Source organism: Streptomyces sp. NPDC001858 (assembly GCF_053594615.1).
The window spans coordinates 1-25551 of sequence record NZ_JBSFEV010000060.1 but is presented as its reverse complement, the minus strand read 5'-3'; the positions used below and the strand labels follow the sequence as shown (position 1 = coordinate 25551).

At 72.6% G+C, this 25551-nt stretch carries 24 protein-coding genes and 1 pseudogene; 14 read left to right on the top strand and 11 right to left on the bottom strand.

Going from position 1 to position 25551, the window contains the following annotated elements; translation table 11 throughout:
* Window positions 1–76 precede the first annotated feature (76 nt).
* Window positions 77–442 carry a DUF6479 family protein gene (locus ACWCPF_RS42325; RefSeq protein ID WP_451050476.1) on the top strand — a complete coding sequence of 122 codons (366 nt, stop codon included), beginning with the start codon at window positions 77–79 and terminating at the stop codon, window positions 440–442.
* A 47-nt stretch (window positions 443–489) separates the two neighbouring features.
* Here ACWCPF_RS42325 and ACWCPF_RS42320 read toward each other — a convergent pair whose 3' ends face one another.
* Entirely contained in the window at window positions 490–2877 is a 2388-nt protein-coding gene (locus ACWCPF_RS42320; protein WP_451050475.1) for an ATP-binding cassette domain-containing protein, read from the bottom strand.
* A 315-nt stretch (window positions 2878–3192) separates the two neighbouring features.
* Here ACWCPF_RS42320 and ACWCPF_RS42315 point away from each other — a divergent pair, with 315 nt between their 5' ends.
* On the top strand, window positions 3193–5175 hold the full coding sequence (locus ACWCPF_RS42315) for a PAS domain S-box protein (protein WP_451050474.1): 1983 nt from the start codon (window positions 3193–3195) through the stop codon (window positions 5173–5175).
* On the opposite strand, the gene ACWCPF_RS42310 is transcribed toward ACWCPF_RS42315, so the two are convergent.
* The 3 genes from ACWCPF_RS42310 to ACWCPF_RS42300 form a co-directional block, all read right to left on the bottom strand.
* Window positions 5159–6136 (bottom strand): ATP-grasp domain-containing protein, encoded by a 978-nt coding sequence (locus ACWCPF_RS42310; RefSeq protein WP_451050473.1) that lies wholly within the window; start codon window positions 6134–6136, stop codon window positions 5159–5161. The two genes, ACWCPF_RS42315 and ACWCPF_RS42310, sit on opposite strands and share 17 nt — an antisense overlap.
* Before the next feature lie 411 nt (window positions 6137–6547).
* Complete coding sequence (locus tag ACWCPF_RS42305; RefSeq protein WP_451050472.1) at window positions 6548–7048, bottom strand: RpiB/LacA/LacB family sugar-phosphate isomerase; 501 nt, start codon at window positions 7046–7048, stop codon at window positions 6548–6550.
* Between the two features lie 10 nt (window positions 7049–7058).
* A complete protein-coding gene (locus ACWCPF_RS42300) occupies window positions 7059–7925 on the bottom strand; it encodes an SCO6745 family protein (protein ID WP_451050471.1) in 867 nt (288 codons plus the stop codon).
* A gap of 289 nt (window positions 7926–8214) precedes the next feature.
* Between ACWCPF_RS42300 and ACWCPF_RS42295 the strand changes: the two genes are divergently transcribed.
* Window positions 8215–11199: a glycosyl hydrolase 115 family protein gene (locus ACWCPF_RS42295; protein WP_451050470.1), complete on the top strand. Its 2985-nt coding sequence runs from the start codon at window positions 8215–8217 to the stop codon at window positions 11197–11199.
* A gap of 50 nt (window positions 11200–11249) precedes the next feature.
* On the opposite strand, the gene ACWCPF_RS42290 is transcribed toward ACWCPF_RS42295, so the two are convergent.
* Window positions 11250–11972, bottom strand: a complete 723-nt coding sequence (locus ACWCPF_RS42290; protein ID WP_451050469.1) for an IclR family transcriptional regulator — start codon at window positions 11970–11972, stop codon at window positions 11250–11252.
* Window positions 11973–12099: 127 nt separating this feature from the next.
* Between ACWCPF_RS42290 and mhpD the strand changes: the two genes are divergently transcribed.
* From mhpD to ACWCPF_RS42265, 5 genes are all read left to right on the top strand, one after another.
* Complete coding sequence (mhpD, locus tag ACWCPF_RS42285) at window positions 12100–12951, top strand: 2-keto-4-pentenoate hydratase (RefSeq protein WP_451050468.1); 852 nt, start codon at window positions 12100–12102, stop codon at window positions 12949–12951.
* Window positions 12948–13886 (top strand): acetaldehyde dehydrogenase (acetylating), encoded by a 939-nt coding sequence (locus ACWCPF_RS42280; RefSeq protein ID WP_451050467.1) that lies wholly within the window; start codon window positions 12948–12950, stop codon window positions 13884–13886. Before mhpD ends, ACWCPF_RS42280 begins: the two co-directional genes overlap by 4 nt.
* Window positions 13883–14899: a 4-hydroxy-2-oxovalerate aldolase gene (dmpG, locus tag ACWCPF_RS42275; protein WP_451050466.1), complete on the top strand. Its 1017-nt coding sequence runs from the start codon at window positions 13883–13885 to the stop codon at window positions 14897–14899. The genes ACWCPF_RS42280 and dmpG overlap by 4 nt, the downstream gene beginning before the upstream one ends.
* Window positions 14900–14968: 69 nt before the next feature.
* Window positions 14969–15667, top strand: a complete 699-nt coding sequence (locus ACWCPF_RS42270) for a TetR/AcrR family transcriptional regulator (RefSeq protein WP_451050465.1) — start codon at window positions 14969–14971, stop codon at window positions 15665–15667.
* Window positions 15664–16452 carry a 2-keto-4-pentenoate hydratase gene (locus ACWCPF_RS42265; protein WP_451050464.1) on the top strand — a complete coding sequence of 263 codons (789 nt, stop codon included), beginning with the start codon at window positions 15664–15666 and terminating at the stop codon, window positions 16450–16452. Before ACWCPF_RS42270 ends, ACWCPF_RS42265 begins: the two co-directional genes overlap by 4 nt.
* A 24-nt stretch (window positions 16453–16476) precedes the next feature.
* Here the strand turns inward: ACWCPF_RS42265 and ACWCPF_RS42260 are convergent, their stop codons facing one another.
* The 3 genes from ACWCPF_RS42260 to ACWCPF_RS42250 all read right to left on the bottom strand — a co-directional run bounded on the left by ACWCPF_RS42260 (window position 16477) and on the right by ACWCPF_RS42250 (window position 18777).
* Window positions 16477–17268, bottom strand: a complete 792-nt coding sequence (locus ACWCPF_RS42260) for a YqjF family protein (protein WP_451050463.1) — start codon at window positions 17266–17268, stop codon at window positions 16477–16479.
* Window positions 17269–17343: 75 nt separating this feature from the next.
* Window positions 17344–17913 carry a hemerythrin domain-containing protein gene (locus ACWCPF_RS42255; protein ID WP_451050462.1) on the bottom strand — a complete coding sequence of 190 codons (570 nt, stop codon included), beginning with the start codon at window positions 17911–17913 and terminating at the stop codon, window positions 17344–17346.
* A gap of 78 nt (window positions 17914–17991) precedes the next feature.
* Window positions 17992–18777, bottom strand: coding sequence for an SDR family oxidoreductase (locus ACWCPF_RS42250; RefSeq protein WP_451050461.1), 786 nt, complete (start codon window positions 18775–18777; stop codon window positions 17992–17994).
* Between the two features lie 408 nt (window positions 18778–19185).
* Between ACWCPF_RS42250 and ACWCPF_RS42245 the strand changes: the two genes are divergently transcribed.
* On the top strand, window positions 19186–19545 hold the full coding sequence (locus ACWCPF_RS42245) for a hypothetical protein (protein WP_451050460.1): 360 nt from the start codon (window positions 19186–19188) through the stop codon (window positions 19543–19545).
* 20 nt (window positions 19546–19565) lie between these two features.
* On the opposite strand, the gene ACWCPF_RS42240 is transcribed toward ACWCPF_RS42245, so the two are convergent.
* Window positions 19566–19733 (bottom strand): SDR family oxidoreductase, encoded by a 168-nt coding sequence (locus tag ACWCPF_RS42240; protein WP_451050459.1) that lies wholly within the window; start codon window positions 19731–19733, stop codon window positions 19566–19568.
* Window positions 19734–19787: 54 nt separating this feature from the next.
* Here ACWCPF_RS42240 and ACWCPF_RS42235 point away from each other — a divergent pair.
* The 4 genes and pseudogenes from ACWCPF_RS42235 to ACWCPF_RS42220 form a co-directional block, all read left to right on the top strand.
* Window positions 19788–20228, top strand: a pseudogene (locus ACWCPF_RS42235) (Rrf2 family transcriptional regulator); the annotation flags it as partial.
* Between the two features lie 448 nt (window positions 20229–20676).
* Window positions 20677–21669 carry a dihydroxyacetone kinase subunit DhaK gene (gene dhaK / locus ACWCPF_RS42230; protein WP_451050458.1) on the top strand — a complete coding sequence of 331 codons (993 nt, stop codon included), beginning with the start codon at window positions 20677–20679 and terminating at the stop codon, window positions 21667–21669.
* An 82-nt stretch (window positions 21670–21751) separates the two neighbouring features.
* Window positions 21752–22354 (top strand): dihydroxyacetone kinase subunit DhaL, encoded by a 603-nt coding sequence (gene dhaL / locus ACWCPF_RS42225; RefSeq protein WP_451050457.1) that lies wholly within the window; start codon window positions 21752–21754, stop codon window positions 22352–22354.
* A gap of 11 nt (window positions 22355–22365) precedes the next feature.
* Window positions 22366–22776, top strand: coding sequence for a PTS sugar transporter subunit IIA domain-containing protein (locus ACWCPF_RS42220; RefSeq protein WP_451050456.1), 411 nt, complete (start codon window positions 22366–22368; stop codon window positions 22774–22776).
* A gap of 7 nt (window positions 22777–22783) precedes the next feature.
* On the opposite strand, the gene ACWCPF_RS42215 is transcribed toward ACWCPF_RS42220, so the two are convergent.
* Window positions 22784–23422 carry a TetR/AcrR family transcriptional regulator gene (locus tag ACWCPF_RS42215; RefSeq protein ID WP_451050455.1) on the bottom strand — a complete coding sequence of 213 codons (639 nt, stop codon included), beginning with the start codon at window positions 23420–23422 and terminating at the stop codon, window positions 22784–22786.
* Between the two features lie 188 nt (window positions 23423–23610).
* Here ACWCPF_RS42215 and ACWCPF_RS42210 point away from each other — a divergent pair, with 188 nt between their 5' ends.
* Window positions 23611–24372 carry an SDR family NAD(P)-dependent oxidoreductase gene (locus ACWCPF_RS42210; protein WP_451050454.1) on the top strand — a complete coding sequence of 254 codons (762 nt, stop codon included), beginning with the start codon at window positions 23611–23613 and terminating at the stop codon, window positions 24370–24372.
* Between the two features lie 148 nt (window positions 24373–24520).
* Here ACWCPF_RS42210 and ACWCPF_RS42205 read toward each other — a convergent pair whose 3' ends face one another.
* Entirely contained in the window at window positions 24521–25312 is a 792-nt protein-coding gene (locus ACWCPF_RS42205) for a glycoside hydrolase family 75 protein (RefSeq protein ID WP_451050453.1), read from the bottom strand.
* Between the last annotated feature and the right edge of the window lie 239 nt (window positions 25313–25551).

Genomic DNA, 25551 nt, shown 5'->3' with positions numbered 1-25551 from the left:
GTCGACGGGGAGTCACGTCCCCGAAATAGTCCCGGAATGGCGGGTTCATGACCCATTACGGGGGTATTCGGCCGATATGACTACAGCAAGCATGCAGCTGGCCGCCGCTAGCGGCCTGCTCAGCCTCGTGATGTTCGTCGTCGGCATGGCCGTGCTGGCCGTGCTGGCCGGCGGCTTCTGGCTGGGCGCGCGCGTCAAGTACCGCGAGTCGGACCGGCCGCGCCCCGAGGAGCAAACGCAGCTGCCGCCGGGCGGCGCGGTGCGTGAGATCCGCGAGAACCGCGAGCCCGAAGAGGTGCCCCGGACGCCGAAGGGGGGCCGCGCCCTCACCCCGTACGAGCTGACCAACATGCAGACCCGGGCGAGCACGGATCAGAAACGGCCGCGCTGGAGCCGCGGCAGCAGCGGCTCGTTCGGCGGCGGCGGCCTAGGCGCGCACTGAAAGCACGCCCTGCTCACCGCGCTCCCCCTCCCCCTCACCCGCGCCGGTCAGGCGCCGACGTAGGCCGCCAGATGCTCCCCGGTGAGGGTGGGGCGGGTGGCGACGAGGTCGGCCGGAGTGCCCTCGAAGACGATCCTGCCGCCGTCGTGGCCGGCCCCGGGGCCGAGGTCGATGATCCAGTCCGCGTGCGCCATGACGGCCTGGTGGTGCTCGACGACGATGACGGACTTGCCGGAGTCCACGAGCCGGTCCAGCAGGCCGAGCAGTTGTTCGACGTCGGCGAGGTGGAGGCCGGCGGTCGGCTCGTCGAGCACGTAGACGCCGCCCTTGTCGCCCATGTGGACGGCCAGCTTCAGCCGCTGCCGCTCGCCGCCGGACAGGGTGGTGAGCGGCTGGCCGAGGGTCAGATAGCCGAGCCCGACGTCGGCGAGCCGGTCCAGGATCCGGTGCGCGGCCGGGGTGGCGGCCTCGCCCGCGGCGAAGAACTCCTCGGCCTCGCCCACCGACATCGCCAGCACCTCGCTGATGTCCCGGCCGCCGAGGCGGTACTCGAGGACGGCAGGCTGGAACCGCTTCCCCTCGCAGTCCTCGCACATCGTGGCGACCGACTGCATGATCGCCAGGTCGGTGTAGATGACGCCGGCGCCGTTGCAGGTCGGGCAGGCGCCCTCGGAGTTGGCGCTGAACAGCGCCGACTTCACGCCGTTGACCTTGGCGAACGCCTTGCGGATCGGGTCGAGCAGGCCGGTGTAGGTCGCCGGGTTGCTGCGCCTGGAACCGCGGATCGGGCTCTGGTCGACCGAGATCACGCCTTCCCCGGCGGGCACCGACCCGTGCACGAGCGAGCTCTTGCCGGAGCCGGCGACACCGGTGACCACGCAGAGCACGCCCAGCGGGAGGTCGACGTCGACGCTGCGGAGGTTGTGCGTGGTCGCGCCGCGGATCTCCAGCGTGCCGCTGGGCTTGCGCACCTCGTCCTTCACCGCCGCCCGGTCGCCGAGATGGCGGCCGGTGACCGTGTCGGCGTCCCGCAGCCCCTCGACGGTGCCTTCGAAGCACACGGTTCCGCCGGCCGTGCCGGCCCCCGGGCCGAGGTCGACGACGTGGTCGGCGATCGCGATGACCTCCGGCTTGTGCTCCACGACGAGCACGGTGTTGCCCTTGTCCCGCAGCCGCAGCAGCAGGTCGTTCATCCGCTGGATGTCGTGCGGGTGCAGGCCGATCGTGGGCTCGTCGAAGACGTAGGTGACGTCGGTGAGCGAGGAGCCGAGGTGGCGGATCATCTTGACGCGCTGCGCCTCGCCGCCGGACAGCGTGCCCGAGGGCCGGTCGAGCGCGAGGTAGCCGAGGCCGATCTCCACGAACGAGTCGAGGGTCTGCTGGAGCGCGGTGAGCAGCGGCGCCACCGACGGCTCCTTGAGCCCGCGCACCCATTCGGCCAGGTCGCGGATCTCCATCGCGCAGGCGTCGGCGATGCTGATCCGCTTGATCTTCGACGACCTGGCGCCCGCGCTGAGCCGGGTGCCGTCGCACTCGGGGCAGGTGGTGAAGGTGACGGCCCGCTCCACGAACGCCCGGATGTGCGGCTGCATCGCCTCCTTGTCCTTGGACAGGAACGACTTCTGGATCTTCGGGATCAGACCTTCGTAGGTGAGGTTGATGCCGTTGACCTTGATCTTGACCGGCTCCCCGTAGAGGAAGGCGTGCAGCTCCCGCTTGGTGTACCGGCGGATCGGCTTGTCCGGGTCGACGAAGCCGGACTGGGCGTAGAGCTGCACGGTCCACTGGCTGTCCGACTTCCAGCCGGGGATGGTGAACGCGCCCTCGGACAGCGACTTGGAGTCGTCGTACAACTGGGTGAGGTCGATGTCGGAGACCGCGCCCCGGCCCTCGCAGCGCACGCACATGCCGCCGGTGCGCTCGTAGGTCGCCTTCTCGGCCTTGGTACGGTCCCCGCGCTGCACGGTGATCGCGCCGCTGGCCCGGACCGAGGCCGTGTTGAAGGAGTACGCGCTGGGCGGTCCGATATGCGGCTTGCCGAGCCGGCTGAAGAGGATGCGCAGCATCGCGTTGGTGTCGGTGGCGGTGCCGGCGGTGGAGCGGGGGTCGGCGCCCATCCGCTGCTGGTCGACGGAGATCGCGGTGGTCAGCCCGTCGAGGACGTCGACCTCGGGCCGCGCCAGCGTCGGCATGAAGCCCTGGACGAAGGTGCTGTAGGTCTCGTTGATCAGCCGCTGCGACTCCGCTGCGATGGTGTCGAACACCAGGGAGCTCTTGCCCGAGCCGGAGACCCCGGTGAACACCGTCAGCCGGCGCTTGGGAATCTCGATGCTGACGTCCTTGAGGTTGTTCTCGCGCGCGCCGTGCACCCTGATCAGGTCGTGGCGGTCGGCAACGTGCAGCTCAGGCGACTGCGCGTCCGTTCTTCTGGCCATGATCGTCTTCTCTCCGTCCGTGCCGCCCGGCTTGCTCCGACCAACCTAGGCGTGGCCCGGGGGTGGGCGCTTCTCGAATACTGATCGGCTTCGGATCGGTTCGGTGGCGTTCAGGTTCGGACAGGCGGCGGACAGTAAACGACAACGCGGAGCGAGCGCGGGGCGGAGGCGCTGAGATGGCCTGATTCGTCGTGCAGGATGAGGTGGAAGATGGCCGACGTGATGCGGGCGGAACCGGCGCGGCGCGCGGGTGCGGGGGCGAGCGTTGCACAGCAGGGCGTTCAGCAGGGCGTTCAGCAGAACGCTCAGCCGGACATGAAGCAGAGCATCAAGCGGAACGTGAAGCAAAGCGTCAAACAGAGTGTGAAGCGGAGCGTGAAGCAGCGGGCCGAGCAGAAACGGTGCGGCTGTGGAGCGCCCGTCGCGGAGGCCGCGGTCGGCGGGGCCGAGGAGCGGTTCCGGGGGCTGCTGGAGGCGGCCCCGGACGCCATGGTCATCGTCGACGACACGGGCACGATCAAGCTCGTGAACGCCCAGACGGAGGCGCTGTTCGGCCACGGGCGCGAGGAACTGCTCGGCCGTCCGGTCGAGTTGCTGATCCCGCACCGCTTCCACGACCAGCACACCGCGCATCGCAGCGGGTACACCGCCAACCGCCAGGTGCGTCCCATGGGCGCCGGTCTCGAACTGCACGGGCTGCGCAAGGACGGCACGGAGTTCCCCGTCGAGATCAGCCTGAGTCCCCTGGAGACCTCCGAGGGGCTGCTGGTGTCGGCGGCCGTGCGCGACGTCAGCGACCGCAAGGCGGCCGAGGCGCGCATCAACGAGCTGGCGGCGCTCGTGGAGTCGTCCCAGGACGCGATCCTCGCCAAGACCCTGGACGGGTACATCACCTACTGGAACGCGGCCGCGCAGCGCCTGTACGGGTACACGGCCGAGGAGGCCATCGGCCGGCATGTGTCGATGCTGGCCCCGCCGGACCTGCGCGGCGAGGTCCGCGCGCTGCTCCAGCGGCTGCGGCACGCCGAGAAGGTCGAGCACTACGAGACGCTGCGGATGACGAACACCGGGGCGCTGCTGGACGTGGACGTCACCCTGTGGCCGACCCGGGACACGCACGGCACCGTGGTCGGGGCCTGCGCGATCGTGCGGGACATCAGCGACCGCAAGCGCGCCGAGGCCGAGCTCACGGCGCTGTACGAGCAGCAGCGGCACATAGCCCTGACCCTGCAGCGCAGCCTGATGGGGACGCCGCCCGCGCTGCCCGGTCTGGCCACCGCGAGCCGCTACCGGCCGGCCACCCAGGGCGCCGGCGTGGGCGGCGACTGGTTCGACCTGATTCCGCTGGGCGCCGACCGGGTGGGGGTGCTGATCGGCGATGTCATGGGCCGCGGGCTCGAAGCGGCCGCCGTGATGGGGCAGTTGAGGTCGGCCGCGCACGCGCTGGCGAAGACCGGTATGCAGCCGAAGCAGTTGATGCGGGCGCTGGACACCTGCGTCGCCGATCTCGATGTGCCCGACCAGCTCGTCACCTGCTGCTATCTGGTGATCGCCCCGGACACGGGCACGGTGACGGTCTGTTCGGCCGGGCATCTGCCGGTGCTGGTCGCCGGGGTCGGCGCGGGCATCAGCGCGCTGCCCTGCCCGGTCAACACGCCGCTCGGCGTGGGCGACGTCCTGTACGAGCAGTCCAGTTCGGAGATACCGCCGGGCGCCACACTCGTCCTCTACACGGACGGTCTGATCGAGACGCCGGGCAGCGACATCGAGGTGCGGATCGGTGAACTGACCGTGCTGCTGGAGGAGTTGTTCGTGGGGACGCCGTGTCTGGAGGCCGCCGCGGACCATGTCCTGGCGAGTCTGCTGCCGGACGCCGACGGCCACAACGACGATGTGACCCTGCTGCTCGCGCAGTTGCCGGCCGCGCCGCTGGCCGCCGTCACCACGCATCTGCCGGCCGCGCCGGCCTCGGTGCCCGAGGGGCGGGCCTTTCTGCACAAGGCGCTCACCTCGTGGAACTGCGCGGACAGCGCCGACGACGCCCTGCTGCTGTTGTCGGAGACGCTGACGAACGCCGTCCAGCACGCCCAGGGCCCGGTCGCCCTGCATCTGCACCGCACGGCCACCGACCTCACGGTCGAGGTCAGCGACCGCAGCCCGCAGCTCCCCCAGCCGCGGGTGGCCGTCGAGGAGGAGGAGTCGGGCCGCGGGCTGATCCTGGTCCGGGCCCTCGCCGCCAGCTGGGGGGTCCGGCCGACGGACGAGGGCAAGACGACCTGGTTCACGCTGAGGCTGTGAGCCCCCGGGGCGGGCCGCCGCCGGCCAGCTCGAAGGCGTCCAGATGCGCCTGGACGTACGGCACGGCCACGGCGTGCAGTTCGAGCTCGCCGTCGACGAAGGCGGGCTGGACGTTGACCTCGAAGACGACTCCGCCGTTCTCCGCCGCCAGGTCGACGCCGGCGAAGGGCAGCCCGACCGAGGCGGTGGCCGCGACGGCGAGTTCGGCGAGCCGGGGATCCAGGTCCGGCGGGGCGATGTGGACGGCGGTGGCGCCCTGGCAGGTGTTGCAGGGTGTGTCGGTCGAGGGCTGGAGGTGCTCACGGGCGTGCACGACCCGGTCGCCCAGGACGAAGACCCGGAACTGGTGGCGTTGGCCGTCGGGGGTGACGTTGCCCGCGTCGCGGGAGAGCAGCCAGTCGGTGTCGCGTGCGGCGTAGTAGGCGGCGGCCTGCTCCAGTTGGGCGGGGCTGGTGACGTGGAAGGTGTCGTTGCCGCCGGTGCCGACGACGGGCCTGGCCCAGGTGTCGCGGCCGAGCCGGTCGAACGTGTCGGCCGCCTCCCGCGCGGAGGGGCGGTGCAGCACGGCGGTCTCCATCTGGGCGACGCCGTCGCGCACGAAGCGTTCCACGGTGAGGTTCTTCTCGGTCGCGGTCCGCCAGGCGTCGGGGCCGGCGGCGAGGGTCACCACGTCATGGCTCTCCAGGAGCTCCTGGAAGCCGGCGAGGGCCCGTCGGTGGTGCGGCGGGATCTCGTAGAGCAGGACGACATCGGGCACGAAGTCGAGCCGCTCCTCGGGGACTTGCAGCCGTAACCGGCCTCCGTCGCGGACGCCCCGGCCGGTTCCGCCGGTCGCGAAGTGCCGGGAGTCGATCCGGACGGGGGGTGCGCCGGTGAGCAGGTCCACGGCGTCGGCGAGGTAGTCACGGCAGCCTTCGGGCGAGGTGGGGTCGGCGATCAGGGCGATGCACGGTCGGGACACAGCGGCCTCCAGTGGCTCTCGACGCGCGCTCGTACCGCGGGCGGCCCACGCGCGGCCCGAGCGGTGTCACGGATGGTGCCTGTCGCGCGAGTGGTCGTCGCACCCGCCGCCCGGGGAGCCGCGCCGGTGTGCGGAGCCGTGCGCCGGGTCCGGTCGGGTGCCGGTCGGGACGGTCGGTGACCACGGGGGTGGTGGGGCTCGCCCCGCCGGATCCGCGGGCAGGGCTGGCCGACCACTGTAAGCACCGGGCGGGACGCCGTACCAGGGCGCATGAAAGGCCCGCCCCTGCCCCTTCTTCTGCGCCGTCCGCCCCGGTTCGTGCGCCCTGCCCGGCCGGTGGGTGAGCGCAGGCCTCATCCGTCCCAGACCTGGTCGGCCACCTCGGGGGGAACGCGGTCCGCGCGGGGTGCGCTACGAGCCCGAGCGCGCCTCGCCGACACCGGGGCCCCCTCCGGCGCCGGCAGCGGGGCCGGGGCCGTCGAGGGCGTCGATATGAGCCACGTTGCGCCGGTCCTCGGCGTCCGGGCTGGCCTCGGCGGCAAACCAGGCGTCCAGGATCTCCTTGAGCAGCGGCTCGGAGGTCAGGCGGAGGCTGAGGGCCAGGACGTTGGCGTCGTTCCAGCGGCGGGCGCCGTCGGCGGTGTAGGCGTCGGTGCACAGGGCGGCGCGGACGCCGGAGACCTTGTTCGCGGCGATCGACGCGCCGGTGCCGGTCCAGCAGCACACCACCGCCTGCTCCGAGGCGCCGTCGGCCACCTCCCGCGCGGCCGCCTCCGAGCACACCGCCCACTGCGGGTCGTCGCCGGTGCGCAGCGCGCCGTGCGGCACCACCTCGTGCCCGCGGCCGCGCAACTCCGCGACCAGGGCGCGGGCCACTGGTTCGTCCATGTCCGAGGAGACCGAGATCCGCATGCCGGCGAGCCTACCGCCGGCCGCCGGTGAGGCCGACCGGATTCGTGGCCGGCAGGACCCCCGAGTCCAGGACGGTCCTGGCGAGCGGGTCGAGGAGCTCCGCGAGGCGGGCGGTGGCCCGGTCGCCCAGGGCCGTCCAGGGCGTGGCCGCGGCGGTGTCCGTCTCCGCCTCGACCTCCTCGTGGACGACCGTGCCCGCCTCGGTGAGCCGCCCGTCCTCGTCGAGCCAGCCGCGCTCACGCAACTCGGCCTGCGCCGCCTGCCATCGCCCCAGGTCCCACTTGCGGCTGAGCCGCTGGAACTCCGCGTCGGACTCCCCCGCCGCGCACTTCAGCACCATCGCCCCGACCGGCCCCAGACGGCGGCCGACCAGCACGGCGACATGGCCGTCACCGCGGTGTTCGCGCAGCGTGGTCGCGGCCTGCCAGAGCCTGACGTGGGGCTGCGCCGGGCGGGGCAGGGCCTGGTTGGCGGCGCCGAGCACCCGCCCTGCCGTGTCCGCGGCCTGCGCGGCCTCCCAGGCGAGGTCGGCGGCCTCGGCGAGTTCGGCGGAGCCGATGACGTCCGGGCCGTAGAGGCCGGTCAGGGTGGCGTCCACGGCCCGTTCACGCGCGGTCAGCACGTCCTGCGGGGCCGCGAGACCCCAGGCGTCGGGCAGCGCACGTGCGACGCGCTCGGGATGGAAGACGTAGAAGCAGCTGGTGACGACGGACGCGGGGACCGCTCCGAGGGGCGCGGCCCGCAGGGCGAAGTACCCCATCCAGTAGCCGCGCATCCCGAGTCCGTCGGCGGCCGCGCGCACCTCGGGCGCGAAGTAGACCACCTGGTGGACGGGTTCGAACCTCTCCCACATCGCCCGTGCGACGGTGTCACTCACTCCACGGTCCTCCCGGCTCGGCCTGAGAGGCAGCATCCATCATGACGACGGTCATAACAACCCGTCCGCCGACACGGTTATGGACGTCACGGCCGGGGGTGACCTAGGGCGCGAGGGAAAGCGCTTTCTAGCATGGTCATGCCACCGCCGGTCACGGCCCAGTCCAGGAGCGTCGATGCCGCACACCGCACCTCAGGACCCTCAGGACCCTCAGGACCCTCAGGACCCTCAGGACCCGCGGAACCCGAGGAACCCGAGGAACCCGCAAGACTTGCTGAACGTGCAGGACTTGCAGGATCTCCGACCGCCGTGGAGCCGGAAGGCGTTTCTGCGGGGCGCGACCGCCGTCGGGCTGGTCCCGCTGCTGCCCGCGGTGGGAGGGGCGACCGCCCGTGCCGCCTCGGCTTCCAGGCTGCCCGAATTCGAGCTGGTCACGGACGGGGTCCCGGTCGAGGTGTTCGTGGACGCGGCCGACGACCCCGCCGTGCTCCGCGCTGCGGACGACCTGCGGGCGGACGTGGAGCGGGTCTGCGGAGCGCTGCCGGCAGTGCGGCACAGCCTGCCGGAGCGGGCCGCCGGACTGGTCCTGGCCGGCACGCTCGGCGCGAGCCCGGTCATCGACCGGCTCGTCACCCAGGGACGGCTGGACGTCAGACGGGTCAAGGGCCGCTGGGAGGCCTCGGTGACCCAGGTGGTGGAGCGTCCGGTCCCCGGGGTGGACCGGGCGCTGGTGATCGCGGGCAGCGACCGGCGCGGCACGGTCTACGGGATCTACGACACCTCGGAGCGCATCGGCGTCTCGCCCTGGTACTGGTGGGCCGACGTGCCCGTCGAGCGGCGGGCCACCGTCACCGTGCCCGCGGGCCCCCTCAAGCGGCTGGAACCGGCCGTCCGTTACCGCGGGATCTTCATCAACGACGAGCAGAACCTGACCACTTGGTCGCACCGCACCCAGGAGACGGACAAGAACATCGGCCCGGAGACCTACCGGCGCCTCTTCGAGCTGCTGCTCCGGCTGAAGGCCAACTACCTGTGGCCGGCCATGCATCCGTACTCCGACTTCTTCAACAAGTACCGCGAGAACCCCGAACTCGCCGACCGCTACGGCATCGTCGTCGGCTCCAGCCACCCGGAGGCCCTGCTGCGCAACGGGGTCCACGAGTGGGAGCCGTGGGCCGAGGAGCACCGGGGCGCGGACGGCGCCCTGCCGGTCTACGACTACACCGTGAACCCGGCCGTCATCTCCGACTACTGGAGAGCGCGGGCCCGGGAGAACGCGGCCTACGAGAGCAGTTGGACGATCGGGATGCGCGGCCTGCACGACACCGCGCTGGAGACCGAGCACGCGACCACGATCCCGGAGAAAGTGGCGGTGATGAACGACATCATCGCCGACCAGCGCCGGATCCTGGCCGAGGAGGTCGGGGCGGCGGCCGAGCCGCAGATCTTCATCCCGTACAAGGAGGTCCTGGACCTCTACAACGCGGGCGTGCGGGTCCCCGAGGACGTGACGCTGATCTGGCCGGACGACAACCACGGCAACATGCGCCAGCTGCCGGACGCGTCGGAGCGCGTGCGGCCGGGCGGCAACGGGATCTACTACCACCTCTCCTACTGGGGCCGTCCGCGCAGCTATCTGTGGCTGGACACCACCCAACTCGCCAAGGTGTGGCAGGAGTTGCGCCGGGTGTACGAGCACGGGGTCGACCGGATGTGGATCTTCAACGTCGGTGACCTCAAGTCGATCGAGACCGGTCTGTCGTTCTCGATGGACATGGCCTGGGACGTGGACCGGTGGGATGCGGAAGCAGTCGGCGGCGGAGGCGTCGAGGGCTTCCTCGGGGAGTGGTACGGGCGGCAGTTCGGACTCCGGCACGCCCGGGAGATCGCCGCGCTGCGCACCGAGTACTACCGGCTCGCGGCGGAGCGGCGACCGGAGTTCATCGACCGGAACATGTTCTCCGTGATCCACCACGGGGACGAGGCGGGCCGCCGGCTGGCCGCGTACGAGCGGCTGCTGCAGCGCACGGTGGCGCTGGGCGGCGAACTCCCGTCCGTCTACCAGGACGCGTACTTCGAACTCCTCCAATACCCCGTGCACGGTGCGTACTTGATGAACCTCAAGTACTACTGGGCGGATCGCAACGCCCTCGCGGTGCGTCAGGGGCGTGGCGCGGGAACCAACCGCTTCGCGGACCTGGCCGAGGCAGCGCACGCAGCGGAGGTCGCGCTCACCAAGCGGTACAACACCGAGGTGGCGAGCGGGAAATGGGACGGCTGCATCAACCCGTACCCCTCGCAGATCCCGAAGGCGCCGGGGCGTCCGGCCGTCACCCGGGTGGCCCGGCAGGAGACGTCGGGGCTGGGGGTCGTCGCGGAGGGGAACGAGACCGGGGCGCAGCGGCCGCTGTCCTTCTCGTCCGTCACCCGGGACCGGCGTTTCGTCGACGTCTTCAACACCGGGTTCCTCGCGGTCGCCTGGGTCGCGGAGGCGAACCGGCCGTGGATCCGGCTGAGTTCGGCGGGTGGGACGCTGACCGAGCAGACCCGGGTGTGGGTCGAGATCGACTGGGAGCGGGTTCCCGAGGGCGCGCACGAGGTCACGGTCGCGGTCACGAGCGGCGCGCAGCGTTTCGAGGTGCCGGTGAAGGTGGTCGCCGACGGGGAGCGGGTGCGGCGGCGGGCCCGTGGGTTCGTCGAGGCGAACGGCTGGGTCTCGATCGACGCCGTGCACACCGAGCGCCGGGTTGCGCGCGGCGGGGCCCGCTGGCGGACCGTGCACGGGCTGGGCCGTCGCGGTGCCGCGGTCGAGGCGGTGCCGTCGACGGCCGTCCCGGTCACCGCCGAATTCGCGGCCCACGCACCGGAGTTGAGATACCGGGTGCGCTTCAGCAGCACCGGGACGTTCCCCGTCACCGTCTTCCGGCTCCCTTCGCTCGACGAGCGCGGCGCGCGGCGGCTCGCCGTCGCCCTGGACGACCAGCCGCCCGCCGTCCTGTCAGGACAGGCCGTCGCCACCGGCAACCGCGGGGACGCCTGGGCACGCAATGTGGAGGAGGGCGTCGAGAAGCTGACGACGACCGTCACCGTCACCGCTCCCGGCGAGCATGTGCTGCGGATCTTCATGGTCGACCCGGCGATCGCCGTGGACCAGATCGTCATCGACGCCGGCGGACTCCCGACCGCCGCCTACCTCGCACCCCCGGAGAGCTACCACCCCCTGTTCAACCCCGCCCCGAACACCACGCCGGGCCTGGACGCCCCGAGCCAGTAGACAGCCGCCGGGCGGTCCAGGACCGGGGGGCAGAGCTGCGGCCGGGCCCGTCAGGAGCTGGTTCGTAGGACTCGGGACAGGCCCAGGGCTGCTGTGCGGACCGCGGGGGCCAGTTGGGCCGGGCTGAAGCGGGAGCGGGGCACTGCCACCGAGAGCGCCGCCACCGACGCGCCGCCGGCGAAGACGGGGGCCGCGATGCAGCTCACCCCGAGGGCGGCCTCCTGCTCCTCGTAGGCGAGGCCGGAGACCTGGATCTTCTCCAGGGCCATGCGCAGCCGCCCGGGGTCGGTGATCGAGTACGGCGTCAGGCTCGGCAGCGGCCGGGACAGCACCTCCTCGGTGAGCTCCGCGCCGGAGAAGGCGAGCAGGGCCTTGCCGACGCCGGTGCAGGTCAGCGGCAGGCTGCCGCCGATGCGTGAGGGCAGCTGGAGCGCCTCGTGGCCGTGGATGCGTTCGAGGTAGACCACGTCCATGCCCTCGCGGACGCCTAGGTGCACCGTCTCGCGCGTCGCCTCGAACAGGTCCTGGAGGAACGGCAGGGCCGTCTCGCGCAGGTCCAGCCGGTGCGGAACGAGCGAGCCGAGCTCGAACAGCTTCGCGCCGAGCCGGTACTGCGGGCCGGAGCGTTCCAGCCAGCCGAGCCGTACCAGGTCCGCGGCCAGCCGGTGCACGGTCGGCTTGGGCAGGCCGGTGCGCTCCGAAAGTTCCGACAGACGGTACGGTCTGCCGCTCGGACTGAAGGTCTCCAGGATCAGCGCAGCCTTCTCCAGCATGCTGGCACCCTGATTGTTCCGTGTCACGGAACAAAGCTTGTCCCTTCGACGCGGCCCTGTCTATATCGGAGTCGACCCGCCCGCTCCTCCCTCCCCGCTCCCTTCCCCCCCTCCCTGGAGGTATCCCGTGTCGACCGTGCTCGACGGTGTCCGTCCGGACACCGTTCCACCGGCCGTGCTCAAGGCCGCCGACCTGCTGGCGGAGGCCACCCGCACCGGAGCGACCTGCCCGCCCGTGCGGACGCTGCTCGACGACGGCGACGTCGAGGCCGCCTACGCCGTGCAGCAGCTCAACGTGCGGCGCGGTCTGGACGCCGGACGCCGGATCGTCGGCCGCAAGATCGGCCTGACCTCGCGGGCCGTGCAGGCCCAACTCGGCGTGGACCAGCCCGACTTCGGCGCACTGTTCGCAGACATGGCCGTGCCCGACGGCGGCGAGGCGACCGCCGGGCGGCTGCTCCAGCCCAAGGTGGAGGCCGAGGTCGCGCTCGTGCTGGGGCGCGATCTGCCGCATCGCGAGTGCACGGTCGTCGACGTGCTGCGGGCGGTCGACTTCGCGCTGCCCGCGCTGGAGATCGTCGACAGCCGGGTGCGGGGATGGGACATCTCCCTCGTCGACACCGTCGCCGACAACGCCTCCTGCGGTCTGTACGTCCTCGGCGGCACGCCGGTCCCGCTCACCGCCGTGGATCTGCGGGCCGTCACGATGACCATGACCCGGGCCGGCGAGACGGTCTCCCAGGGCACCGGCGCCGACTGCCTCGGCGGTCCGCTCAACGCCGCCGTCTGGCTGGCCGCGGCCCTCGCCGAGCGGGGCGACCCGCTGCGCGCGGGCGACCTCGTGCTGACCGGCGCCCTCGGCCCGATGGTCCCCGCCGCCCCGGGCGATGCCTTCGAGGCCCGTATCTCGGGCCTGGGCTCCGTCCGCGTCGCGTTCCCCACGGAATCGGAAACGGAATCGGAAGGAGGCCGGGCGTGAGCGCCAAAGTCGCCGTCATCGGCTCCGGCAACATCGGCACCGATCTGATGATCAAGATCCTGCGGCTGTCGGAGAGCCTGGAGATCGCCGCGATGGCGGGCATCGACCCGGACTCGGACGGCCTGGCCCGCGCCCGCCGTCTCAAGGTCGCCACCACCCACGAGGGCGTCGAAGGACTCGTCGCGCTGGACGAGTTCGCGGACGTCGAGATCGTCTTCGACGCCACCTCGGCCGGCGCCCACCGCCGCCACGAGGACGTGCTGCGGCCGCTGGGCCGCACCCTCGTCGACCTCACCCCGGCGGCCCTCGGCCCCTACGTCGTGCCGCCGGTCAACGGGGACGCCCATCTGGACGCCCCGAACGTCAACATGGTCACCTGCGGCGGCCAGGCCACCATCCCGATCGTCGCCGCGGTCGCCGCCGTCACGCCCGTGCACTACGGCGAGATCGTCGCCTCCATCGCCTCCCGCTCGGCCGGCCCGGGCACCCGGGCGAACATCGACGAGTTCACCGAGACCACGTCCTCCGCCATCGAACGGGTGGGCGGCGCGGCCCGCGGCAAGGCGATCATCGTCCTCAACCCGGCCGAACCCCCGCTGATCATGCGGGACACCGTGCACTGCCTGGTCTCCGACTGCGCCACCGAGGCCGTCACGGCGTCGATCGAGGAGATGGTCGGGCGCGTGCAGGCGTATGTGCCGGGCTACCGGCTCAAGCAGCAGGTGCAGTTCGACCGGGTGGGCGCCGACGACCCGCTGCGCACCCTCGCTCCCGGCGCGGGCGACGCCCTCAAGGTGTCCGTCTTCCTGGAGGTCGAGGGGGCCGCCCACTACCTCCCGGCCTACGCCGGCAACCTCGACATCATGACCTCGGCCGCGCTGCGCACCGCGGAGCGCATGGCCGCCTACCGTGCCATGGAGGTGGCCTCGCGATGACTCGCCTCTACGTCCAGGACGTGACCCTGCGGGACGGCATGCACGCCGTTCGGCACCGCTACACCGTCGACCAGGCCCGTGCCATCGCCGCCGCCCTCGACGCCGCCGGGGTGGCGGCCGTCGAGATCGCGCACGGCGACGGACTCGCCGGCTCCAGCATCAACTACGGCGTGGGCGCCCACACCGACTGGGAGTGGATCGAGGCCGTCACCGACGTCGTACGGCAGGCGATCCCCACCACGCTGCTGCTGCCCGGCATCGGAACCGTCCACGACCTCAAGCAGGCGCACGCGCTGGGCGTGCGCTCGGTGCGCGTCGCCACGCACTGCACCGAGGCCGACATCTCCGCCCAGCACATCGCCGCCGCCCGCGAGCTGGGCATGGACGTCGCTGGCTTCCTGATGATGTCGCACATGGCCGAGCCCGCCGAACTCGCCCGGCAGGCCAAGCTGATGGAGTCCTACGGCGCGGCCTGCGTCTATGTCACCGACTCGGGCGGCCGGCTCACCATGGACGGCGTCCGCGACCGCTTCCGCGCCTACCGGGACGTCCTCGACCCGGCCACCGAGCTCGGCATCCACGCCCACCACAATCTCGCCCTGGGAGTGGCCAACACGGTCGTCGCCGTCGAGAACGGGGCGATCCGGGTGGACGCGTCCCTCGCGGGCCAGGGCGCGGGGGCGGGCAACTGCCCGCTGGAGGCGTTCGTCGCGGTCGCCGACCTCATGGGCTGGGAGCACGCCTGCGATCTCTTCCCGCTCATGGACGCCGCCGACGACCTCGTCCGACCGCTCCAGGACCGTGAGGTCCGCGTGGACCGCGAGACGCTCAGCCTCGGATACGCGGGGGTGTACTCCAGCTTCCTGCGCCACGCGGAGACCGCCGCCGCCCGCTACGGCCTGGACACGCGCTCCATCCTGGTCGAGGCCGGGCGCCGGGGCATGGTCGGCGGCCAGGAGGACATGATCACCGACATCGCGCTGGACCTCGTCGCCGAGACCGCCTCGCCATAGCGTTCGTTACAATTGGAACGCCCGCTACAGCGGGTCGGGGTGCAGAGAACGGCGAAGGGGGCAGACGCGATGACCGGTGCGCAGTCGACGCAGTCGACGCGCAAGAAGCGCGCGAACGGGGTGGAGTCACGGCAGCGCATCCTCGACGCCACCGTCGAGATCGCGGGCGAGCGCGGCTACGAGGGCACGTCCATCGCCGCCGTCAGCGCCAAGTGCGGGCTGCCCGCGAGCTCGATCTACTGGCACTTCAAGGACAAGGACGACCTGATCGCCGCGGTCATCGAGCGCAGCTTCGAGACCTGGCTGGTGGCGGTCGAACTGCCGGGAGAGGAGTCGGGGACCCCGCTGGAGCGGGTCACCGCCATGGCGGGGAACCTGGCGAAGTCCCTGGTCGACGCGCCCGACTTCCTGCGGCTCGGACTGATGCTCGCCCTGGAGCGACGGCCCACCGAGACCCGGGGCCGGACGGTCTACCTCCAGGTCCGTGCCGTCGCCGCCCAGCGGATCGGCGAGGTGATCCGGACCCTCCTCCCGGCCCTCGACGAGACGGCCGTGCACACCCTCACCACCTACACGGTGGCCGGCGCCGACGGACTCTTCGTGCAGCGGGAGATCAACGGCGACGCGGTCGATCTCGTGGCGATGTTCGAGCTGCACGCTCGGCTGGTCTACGAGGCGGCGGTCCGCATGACGGCGGCGGGGGCGGGAGCGGGCACGGAAGCCGGTTCGCGAGCCGGTTCGGGAGCCGGGACGGGAGCGAAGGCGTGACGCTGACGTCCGCACAGCGCGCCCGGGCCGCCCGGCTGCTGCGCGACGCCGAGCACCATGTCGCGCCGATCGAGCCGCTGTCGGCCCTGCTGCCCGGCCTGGACGCGGCCGACGCCTACGCCGTCCAGCAGGAGAACATCGCCCGCCGACTGGCCGACGGCGCGACGGTCGTCGGCCACAAGGTCGGGCTGACGGCCGTCGCGATGCAGGAGCTCCTCGGGGTCGACGAACCCGACTTCGGCCATCTGCTGGACGACATGGTCCATCCCGACGGCGCGCCCCTCCTCGCCGCGCACTACTGCCGGCCGCGCATCGAACCGGAGATCTGTTTCCGCCTCGCCCGTCCGCTGCGCGGCCCCGGGGTCACCGTCGAGGACGTCCTCGACGCCACCGAGGCGGTCGCGCCCGCGCTGGAGATCGTCGACAGCCGCATCCGCGACTGGCGGATCACCCTGGTCGACACGGTCGCCGACAACGCCAGTTCGGCCGGACTGGTCTGCGGCCCCTGGACACCGCTGGGCGAGGCGCCCGACCTCGCGGCGGTGACCGCCGAGCTGCTGATCGACGACCTGAGCGTGGCGGTGGGAACCGGCAAGGAGGTGCTGGGGCACCCGGCCGCCGCCGTCGCGTGGCTGGCCGGCGCCCTCGCCGCCTTCGGCACCGGGCTGGAGCCCGGCCATCTGGTCCTGCCCGGCACCATGACGGGCGCCCCGTTCGTCACCGCGGGCTCGCGGGTCGAGGCACGGTTCAGCGGCCTGGGCTCGGTGTCGGTGACGTTCGTCTGAAGTCCGAGGGTTGAAGGGCGGGGCTCAGGGGGTCGGGATGCCCGCCGGGCCGGTCGGACGGGCGGGGCGGTCGAAACGGGCCGGGACGCCCGGCGAGTACAGGACGCTCACCGGCTCCCCCACGGGCGCCGGCAGGCCCGCCGCGGTGACCAGGTCCTCCTCGCACTCCACGAGCTCCGCCCGGTGCAGCGGCCAGCGCGGGTGCGCGTTGCGCAGGAACGTGGACCGGCCGAAGAACGTGCCGTGCATCCCCCAGCGCGCGGTCAGGAAGTGCTCCGACTCCGTCGGTTCCACGATCCGTTCGCCGACCCGCACGGTCAGCCGGCTGCGCGCCCCGCGCGGGCCGGGCCAGCGGCGGCGACCGGTATAGGTGACGGTGTCGCCGTCGACGTCGATCGCCATGCGGGACCACACGTAGGGCATCCGGAAGCCGATCCGCGCCACCGCCACCGGCAGCAGCCGGGAGGCGTCGAGCGAACGGAAGACCACACCGCGCCGCCCGTGCGCATCCACCGAGTAGAGCCGGACGTTGGTCTCCGGGAATGACCCCAGGTAGGGGACGCCCGGGAGGCGGAACCATCCGACGCGGTGCATCCGGAACGCCACGAGACCGACGTAGGTCACACCGTTCAGGGTGTCGGGGACGGTTCCGGGCGGCAGCAGACCGGCCACGTCGGCCGGATCCACGGCCCAGTGGAGGAAGGCGAGGTCGAGCCAGGACTGGGTGAGCAGCGGGCGCGCGATCGCGTCCGGCGCGTCGGGCGTTATGGGATGCGGGGGAACCAGGGCGGCCTGCGGCGGCGGTGTCGGCGGCACCGCGTCAGTATCACAGAGGGTGCAGGGGGTGCAGGGGGTGCGCGGGGCGCAGGGTTCCCTTCACTTCACTACGGCTCAGTACGGCTTGCCGGGGCTCGTCATCGCGTCGCGCAGGCGATCGACCAGCCCGACGCCCGGGGCGAGCGTCCTGTCGGCCGGAGGTTCGTCCGCGGCGGACGGTCGCGGACGCGTCGGGGCGGTCTCCCTGGCCTTGCGGACCTTGTCGCCCAGCCCGTCGAGGATCACCGTCGGGCACGCCGCGCGCAGCCTGGGGAACAGGTTCCGCTCCTGGTCGGCCAGGTGGCTGCGGATCTCGCGCATCAGCAGGGTGACGAGCCGGTCGAACTCGGGGTCGTCCGCCGCTCGGCCCTCCAGGTCCTTCATGATCCGCTCGGCCCGTGCGTGGTGGTCGAGTTCGTCGTCGGCCAGGACGTCGCCGCCGGGGACCCGCCGGCGCACGGACGGGTGGAGGTACTCCTCCTCGGCCAACGCCTGCCGGACGAGTTCCATGGTGGCCCGGTCCGCGTACCGTCTGCGGTCCTCGGCGCCGGGCGGCAGCGCCTCGATCCGGCCGAAGAGCTCCTCGACCTCGCGATGATCGGTCACCAGCTCGTCGATGACGTTCCCGCCGTCACCCTGCTCCATGCCCGCTCACCTCCGGCCCGGACGCGACGGCTCCCGAGCGGACCCGCCACGCCCCCGAGTACCCCGGCCCGCGATCGATCACTCCGGGGCCGGACCCGGGTCAGGGGCCGCGTCCGGGTCGCCGGAGGTGAGGACGGCGGGCTGGCCGGCGAGGACGCCGCCGTCCAGGACGAACTCGACGCCCGTGGAGTAGGTGGCGTCGGCGACGATGAAGAGCACCATGCGGGCGACCTCTTCGGGCTCGCCGAACCGGGGCAGCGGCTGACCCGCGGTGTACGCGTCGCCGAAGCCGGCCGTCATGCCGGTGCGGATCGCGCCGGGGTGGACGGAGCAGACGCGGACCCCGTCGGGGGCCAGTTCCAGCGCGGCGGTCTTCGTCAGCCCGCGCAGCCCCCACTTGCTCGCCGCATACGATCCGATGCCGGCGTACGAGGTCAGTCCCGCCAGGGAGGAGATGTTCACGATCACCCCTCCCCCGGCCCGGCGCAGCGAGGGCGCCACGGCGCGCATGCCGAGCCACGGGCCCTGGAGGTTGACGTCGATCACCCGGCGGAACGAGGCGAGGGGCTCGTCCTCCATCGAGCCCCACGCGGCGATGCCCGCGTTGTTCACCAGCACGGAGACGGCGCCCAGCTCCCGCTCGGTCTCGGCCACCGTCCGCTGCCAGCCGTCCTCGCTGGTGACGTCCAGCGACCGGTAGCGGGACCGTCCGCCGAGCTCGGCCGCCAGGCCGCGCCCCTCGGGTTCGAGGATGTCGGCGACCACGACGGCGGCGCCCTCGGCCGCCAGCGCTCGGGCCACGGCGGCGCCGATCCCCCGGGCCGCGCCGGTGACGATCGCCACCCGTTCGTCGAGACGTCCCATGTCGACCTCCGCCGAGTGCTCGGTGCGCTGCAGTCCTCGCCCCCAGCATCGGACGCACCGGGCCGGTCCCGCAGTTCCTGATGCCCCATAAGGCGTCCCCATGGGCCCCCGAGGCAGCAGTGCGAACCCGCTGGAATACTTCGACGCCAGCGGCGTCCGGCCGAACAGCCGTGCCGTGGTGGGCAGTTGTGGCAACTCACGCTGAGATCATCGACCGCGCAATCTCCTGGGTGAGAAGCGGCTCCGGATTGTGCCTGCCAGTGGGCGTGCCGACGCGCGTGTGTGTGACCGGATTGGCACTCCCGGACACCTGCTTGAACGTGCGACAGTCTGCTGTCGGCCGCATCGCTCGCATCAGCCGTGACAACGCCTCCCCGACGTCGTCACCCGCAGGAAACGGTGGATTGCATGTTCGCACCCAAGGCGAGACTCCGTAGCGCGGCCGCTGCCGCGACCATGGCCGCGGCTCTGATCGGCCTCAGCGCCGGGGCCGCGAACGCCGCCGGCTGGCCTCCGTTGAAGTGGGGCGCATACCTCTACTCGGGCACCACCGCAACCGGGACGGTGACAACGGTCGACGAGGACGACTTCGGCACGTGTCACACGTTGTCGGAGGCGGCCCTCTCCGTCCAGGTCGTCTCCACCACCGCGTCCCTGGAGCTCTACCCCACGGCCGGCTGCACCAGCACCCTCACCTGGCGCAGCGGCTCGCTGATCCAGAGCGACCTTCCCTGGCCGATGCTGAGCTATCGGGTGGTCACGCCCTGACGCCCCCGACCTCTTCGTCATCACCGTAGGGTCTGAGGCTTGGTCGCGGCTCCCCCGCCCATGACGTACGACGCGGCGGGGCTCGCGAGGAAGGCGATCGCCGCGGCGATTTCGTCGGGGTGCCCGATGCGTTGCAGGGACAGCGAGCTGAGCAGGGCCTTGAGGGTCTCGGCGTCCGGCGGTTGCATGCCGCCCTCCATCAGTCCGGCCTCCGGCATTCGGTCGTCGACGACGGCCTGCGCCTGCTTCTCGGAGCGGACGCAGGTGAAGGCGACGTCGGCGCCCACGCGCTGGCCTGGATCGGTCTCTACCGGCGCCGGGGCCATGAGGTCGCCACCTCCGAGCAGAGCGCGGCCGACGCGAACACCGACCCCGTGGTGATCAGACGGCTGCTCGGCGACCTGCGCAGGGCCGGGCTCGTGGAGTCCCGACGGGGCGTGGGCGCGGGCTGGTCGCCGGCACGCGAGCTGGAGTCGATGACCCTGCTCGACGTGTACGAGGCAGTGGAACCCGGCCCGCTGTTCGCCATGCACCGCACCACCCCGGACCAGGAATGCGTGGTGGGTCACGGCATCCAGCCGGCGATGCAGGGCATCTACGAGGGCATCGAGGAGACCCTGAGACGCGAACTGGCCCGCGTCACGCTCGCGCACGTACTCCGCGACGTACTCGCGACACCTCGCCGGCGCTGCCTGGCCGCCGAGGACCGCCACCCGGTGGCCCGGCGACGGGGCCGTGTTCGCCGTCCGACTCTCCGCGCCCACATCTGGTGGCCGGCCAGGATTTCGGGGATGCTCTGTTCAGCGGGCCGCGACAGGGGTCTCCACTCGCGAGCCCGCGTGCAAGCGAACCGTGCCCGAGCCTGGGATTGAGACGCGAAGTGTTTACGACGCTCACCACGAACGCCTCCGTGCTTCCGGTGAACCGTCCCACAGGCAGCGTCCCCACGCTTCCCCGTCCGGCAGGATCACCGCTGGAAGCCGCACCACCGCTCGCGTCGCCGTTCGCATGCGCGCAGATGATCATTACACCCCTGGCCCGGGCGCGGGAGTCTCAGGCCGAGCCGTGCCCGCGCCGGGCCCATCTGCCACTCCGTCACACCCCACCCGTCAGCCTCACAGGAGGTATCCGATGCGGATGTTGATCAATGTTCCGGAGACCGTCGTCGCCGACGCGTTGCGTGGCATGGCGGCCGCTCATCCCGAGCTGATCGTCGACGTCGAGAACCGGGTGATCGTGCGGCGGGACGCTCCGGTGGCCGGGAAGGTGGCGCTGGTGTCCGGCGGCGGGTCCGGGCACGAGCCGTTGCACGGGGGGTTCGTCGGGCCCGGGATGCTTTCCGCGGCCTGTCCCGGCGAGGTGTTCACGTCACCCGTGCCCGACCAGATGCTGCGTGCCGCGGCGGCCGTGGACAGCGGGGCCGGGGTGCTGTTCGTCGTGAAGAACTACACGGGCGACGTGCTGAACTTCGACATGGCGGCCGAGTTGGCCGAGGACGAGGGCATCCAGATCGCGAAGGTCCTGGTCGACGACGACGTCGCCGTCACCGACAGCCTCTACACGGCCGGGCGGCGCGGTACGGGCGGCACGCTGTTCGTGGAGAAGATCGCGGGGGCCGCCGCCGAGGAGGGGCGGCCGCTGGAGCGGGTCGAGGCGCTCGCCCGGCAGGTCAACGCGAGTTCCCGCAGCTTCGGCGTGGCGCTCAGCGCCTGTACGACGCCGGCCAAGGGCAGCCCGACCTTCGACCTGCCGCCCGGGGAGCTGGAGCTGGGCGTCGGCATCCACGGGGAGCCGGGGCGGGAGCGGCGGGCGATGATGACGTCCGGGGAGATCGCCGAGTTCGCGGTCCAGGCGATCCTGGACGACCTCACGCCCCGCAACCCCGTCCTCCTGCTGGTCAACGGCATGGGCGCGACGCCGCTGCTGGAGCTGTACGGCTTCAACGCCGAGGTGCAGCGGGTGCTGGCGCAGCGCGGGGTGAGCGTCGCCCGTACGCTCGTCGGCAACTATGTGACGTCCCTCGACATGGCCGGCGCCTCGGTGTCCCTGTGCCAGATCGACGAGGAGCTGCTGCGGCTGTGGGACGCGCCGGTGAAGACCGCCGGGCTCCGCTGGGGCGTGTGAGGCGGGGGGCAGAAGCAGGAACAGGCCCAGGCGCAGGCGCAGGGACAGCCGCTCGGACGTACCCGACCAGCAAGGAGATCCAGTGCTCGACGCCGACTTCTTCCGCCGTTGGATGACGGCGACCGCGGCATCCGTCGACCGTGAGGCGGACCGGCTCACCGCCCTCGACTCGCCCATCGGGGACGCCGATCACGGCAGCAACCTCCGGCGTGGCTTCGCCGCCGTGACGGCCGCGCTGGAGAAGGAGGCGCCCGGAACGCCGGGCGCCGTGCTGGTGCTCACGGGACGCACCCTGATCTCGACGGTCGGCGGGGCCTCGGGGCCGCTGTACGGCACGCTGCTGCGCCGCACCGGGAAGGCGCTCGGGGACGCCGACGCGGTGGACGAGGCGCAGTTCGCCGAGGCGCTGCGCACGGGCGTGGCCGCGGTGATGCAGCTCGGCGGGGCCGCGCCGGGCGACAAGACCATGATCGACGCGCTGGTGCCGGCCGTCGACGCCCTCGCCGACGGCTTCGGCGCCGCCCGGGCCGCCGCCGAGCGGGGCGCCGAGGCGACGACGCCGTTGCAGGCCCGCAAGGGCCGGGCCAGCTATCTCGGCGAGCGCAGCATCGGCCACCAGGACCCGGGGGCGACCTCGGCGGCGCTGCTGATCGCGGCGCTCGGCGAAGCCGGCGACGGGAGGTGAGCGAGGTGGCGGTGAGCGACGGGAAGCTGGTCGGGATCGTGCTGGTCTCGCACAGCGCGGCCGTGGCCTCGGCCGTCGCCGAGCTGGCGCGGGGGCTGACGGGCGGCGGCCCGGCGGTGCCGGTCGCGGCGGCGGGCGGCACGGAGGGCGGCGGGCTGGGCACCAGCGCCGAGCTGATCCGCGCCGCGGCCGCCTCGGTGGACCGGGGGGCCGGGGTCGCGGTGCTCGCGGATCTGGGCAGCGCCGTCCTCACGGTGAAGGCGCTGCTCGCGGAGGGCGACGAACTGCCGGACGGCGCCCGTCTGGTGGACGCCCCGTTCGTCGAGGGCGCGGTGGCCGCCGTCGTGACGGCGGCGACGGGCGCCGATCTCGACACGGTGGAGGCGGCGGCCGGGGAGGCGTACGGCTACCGCAAGGTGTGACGCGGGCTCAGCTCACTCCCTCCGACGCCACCACGAGGGCCGCGCGGATGGCCTCCGCGAGTTCGGCCCGTACCGTCGCCGGGTCCGCGGCGGGGTCGGCGGCGCGCCACGCGTGATGCTCGACGGCGGCGCGCAGGGCCGCGTTGAACATCGCGGCCTGGATGGCGGGTCGGAAGTCCCCGGCCGGCACTCCGGCGCGGTCGGCGAGGGCGCGGGCGAAGGCCGGCTCGGCCTCGTCGTAGGTCTGGAGCCAGACCGCGCGCAGGGCGGGTTCGGTGCGGGCCAGCCGTACCAGGGCGCCGACGGTGGCCGGGTCGGGGCCGCCGACGAGCCGCTGGTCGGTCTCGATCTGCCGGGCGAAGGCCTCCCCGAGGGGGTGGCCCGGCTCCCACTCGCGCAGACAGGCGGCGATCGCGTCGATGCCGGCCGTGAGGAGCGGGCCGACACAGCTCTCCTTGCTCGGGAAGTAGCGCCAGACCGTCCGTGCGGAGACCCCGACCGCCTGGCCGATCTGCTCGCCGGTGGTGGCCGCGACGCCCTGGTCGACGAAGAGGTCCACCGCGGCGCGGGCGATCTCCAGCCGGATCTCCGCCTTGCGCTCGTCCGTCAGGGGCGGTCGGCCCGTGCGTCCGCGGGATGCGGTCATCGAAGTCCTCCGGTCTCGGTCGCCTTCCACGAACTTCGTGCACCGAACTCCGCGCGCCGAACTTCATGCGCCGTGAATTCTTCACCACGACTTTATGTCACTCACAGACATTAAGTCGTAGGGTGGCCCGACAAGCACTCCCGGGGACGCCCCCCACCCCGCACTTCGCAGCACACTAGGAGCACCTCATGGCCACTGGACTGGAAGGCCGCAGCGTCGTCGTCACCGGAGCGGGTTCGGGCATCGGGCGCGCCACGGCCCTGGCCTTCGCCGCGGAGGGGGCGCGGGTCCTGGTGGCCGACCTCAACGCCGAGGGCGCGCAGGCCGTCGTCAAGGAAATCGAGGAGGCGGGCGGCTCGGCCGTCGCCGTCACCGGCGACCTCAGCGAGCAGAGCGTCGTGGACGAGGTGGCCGCCACCGCCCTGGAGCGGTTCGGCGGGGTGGACGTGCTGGTGAACAACGCCGGGATCATGGACCGCATGTCGGCGCTGGCGGATGTGAGCGACGCGGAGTGGGAGCGGGTCATCCGGGTCAACCTCACCGCGCCGTTCCTGCTCACCCGGGCGGTGCTGCCGCACATGCTGGCCGCCGGCAAGGGCGCGATCGTCAGCACGGCGTCCGAGGCGGGCCTGCGGGGCGGCGCGGCGGGCGCGGCGTACACCGCGTCGAAGCACGGCGTGGTGGGACTGACCAAGTCCCTCGCGGTGATGTACCGGGGCAAGGGCATCCGCGCCAACGCGATCGCGCCGGGCGGCACGAAGACCGCGATCGTCGTGGAGGCCGACCAGGAGGCGCACGGCCCGGCAACGATCGCCAAGCACTTCGTCAACGTCGGCCGGCTGGCCGAGGCGGAGGAGCAGGCCGCCGCGATCGTCTTCCTCGCCTCGGACGCGGCGAGCAACATCAACGGCGTGATCCTGCCGGTCGACGACGGCTGGTCGGCGGTCTGACGACCCACGGGTGACCGGACGGCGGGTTCGGCAGCGCCCCCGAAGGGGCGCGGGGCGCTGACATCTGCGGCTCCGCCGCGCGGGCGCGACCAGCCACGACGGCGCCGCAGCAAAACGACGACACATCGCGGCACCCTCAGCGGAGCGCCTAGTCCCCCTCGCCCCCTTCGCCGATCTCCGCGTCCGGCGCCTCGGCCGCCGCCCCGGTGTCGTTCCCGGCCGGGGCCCCGCCCGCTCCCGTGCGCTGGACGAACAGCCGGGCCAATCGGTCGCCCGCCTCCACCGCGGACGCGTGGCTCTCGATCGGGGTCACCCGGGAGTCCTTGAAGACGATGTACGTGACGCCGGAGGGCGTGCCGCCGCTGCGTGGGTCGGGGTTGATGCCGAGCGCCTGGGCGGTCGCGTACGACGCCTCGCCGATGATGCCGGTGGGGCCGGTGTCGCCGACGACCGCGTACTGCACCCGGTCCTGGTAGACGACGGCCGCGACCGCTCCCCCGCGCACCCCGTGCGCCCGGTGGTCCCAGATGGCGCTCACCCCCGGCACCACGATGTAGGGCAGCGTCACGGCGTCCAGATAGCGGCCGTCGGACTGGGTGTAGGACGTGGCGGCGGAGAACGCCGGGTCGGTGCCGCTGTTGCACTGCGGGCTCGGGCGGCCGTCGCAGTCGATGTCCATGTCGGCCGTCCAGAACACCGCCTGGTCGGTGCCGCAGACCGGGATCGTGGCGGCTGCGCCCGCGTCGGTGCGGTAGCGGCCGTTGGAGACGGGGGTGCAGTCCCGGACCCGGGCCAGCAGGTCGGCGGCGAGGACCGAGCCCTCCTGCCGGAAGGCCGGCGGCCCGGAGGCGCCCAGGGACGGACGAGCGGCGGCGGACGGGGCGGTCGAGGCCAGCAGGGCAAGGCCGGCCGCGGCCAGGGTCAGCGACTTGGCGCGCACGATACGGACCCTCTCGTGGGGACATTGGCGGACACTCGGAACAATCTGGTGTCAGCGCCGCCCCGCGGCCACTCCGAGGGGGCCGTACGGTGCAAAGTTCCGGCTGCGGGCTGAGCGCTCCACTGACAAGTGCCGCGATATGCCGTCGTTTCGCTGCGGCGCCGTCGTGGCTGGTCGCGCCCGCGCGGCGGAGCCGCATATGTCAGCGCCCCGCGCCCCTTTCGGGGCGCGGGCGACAG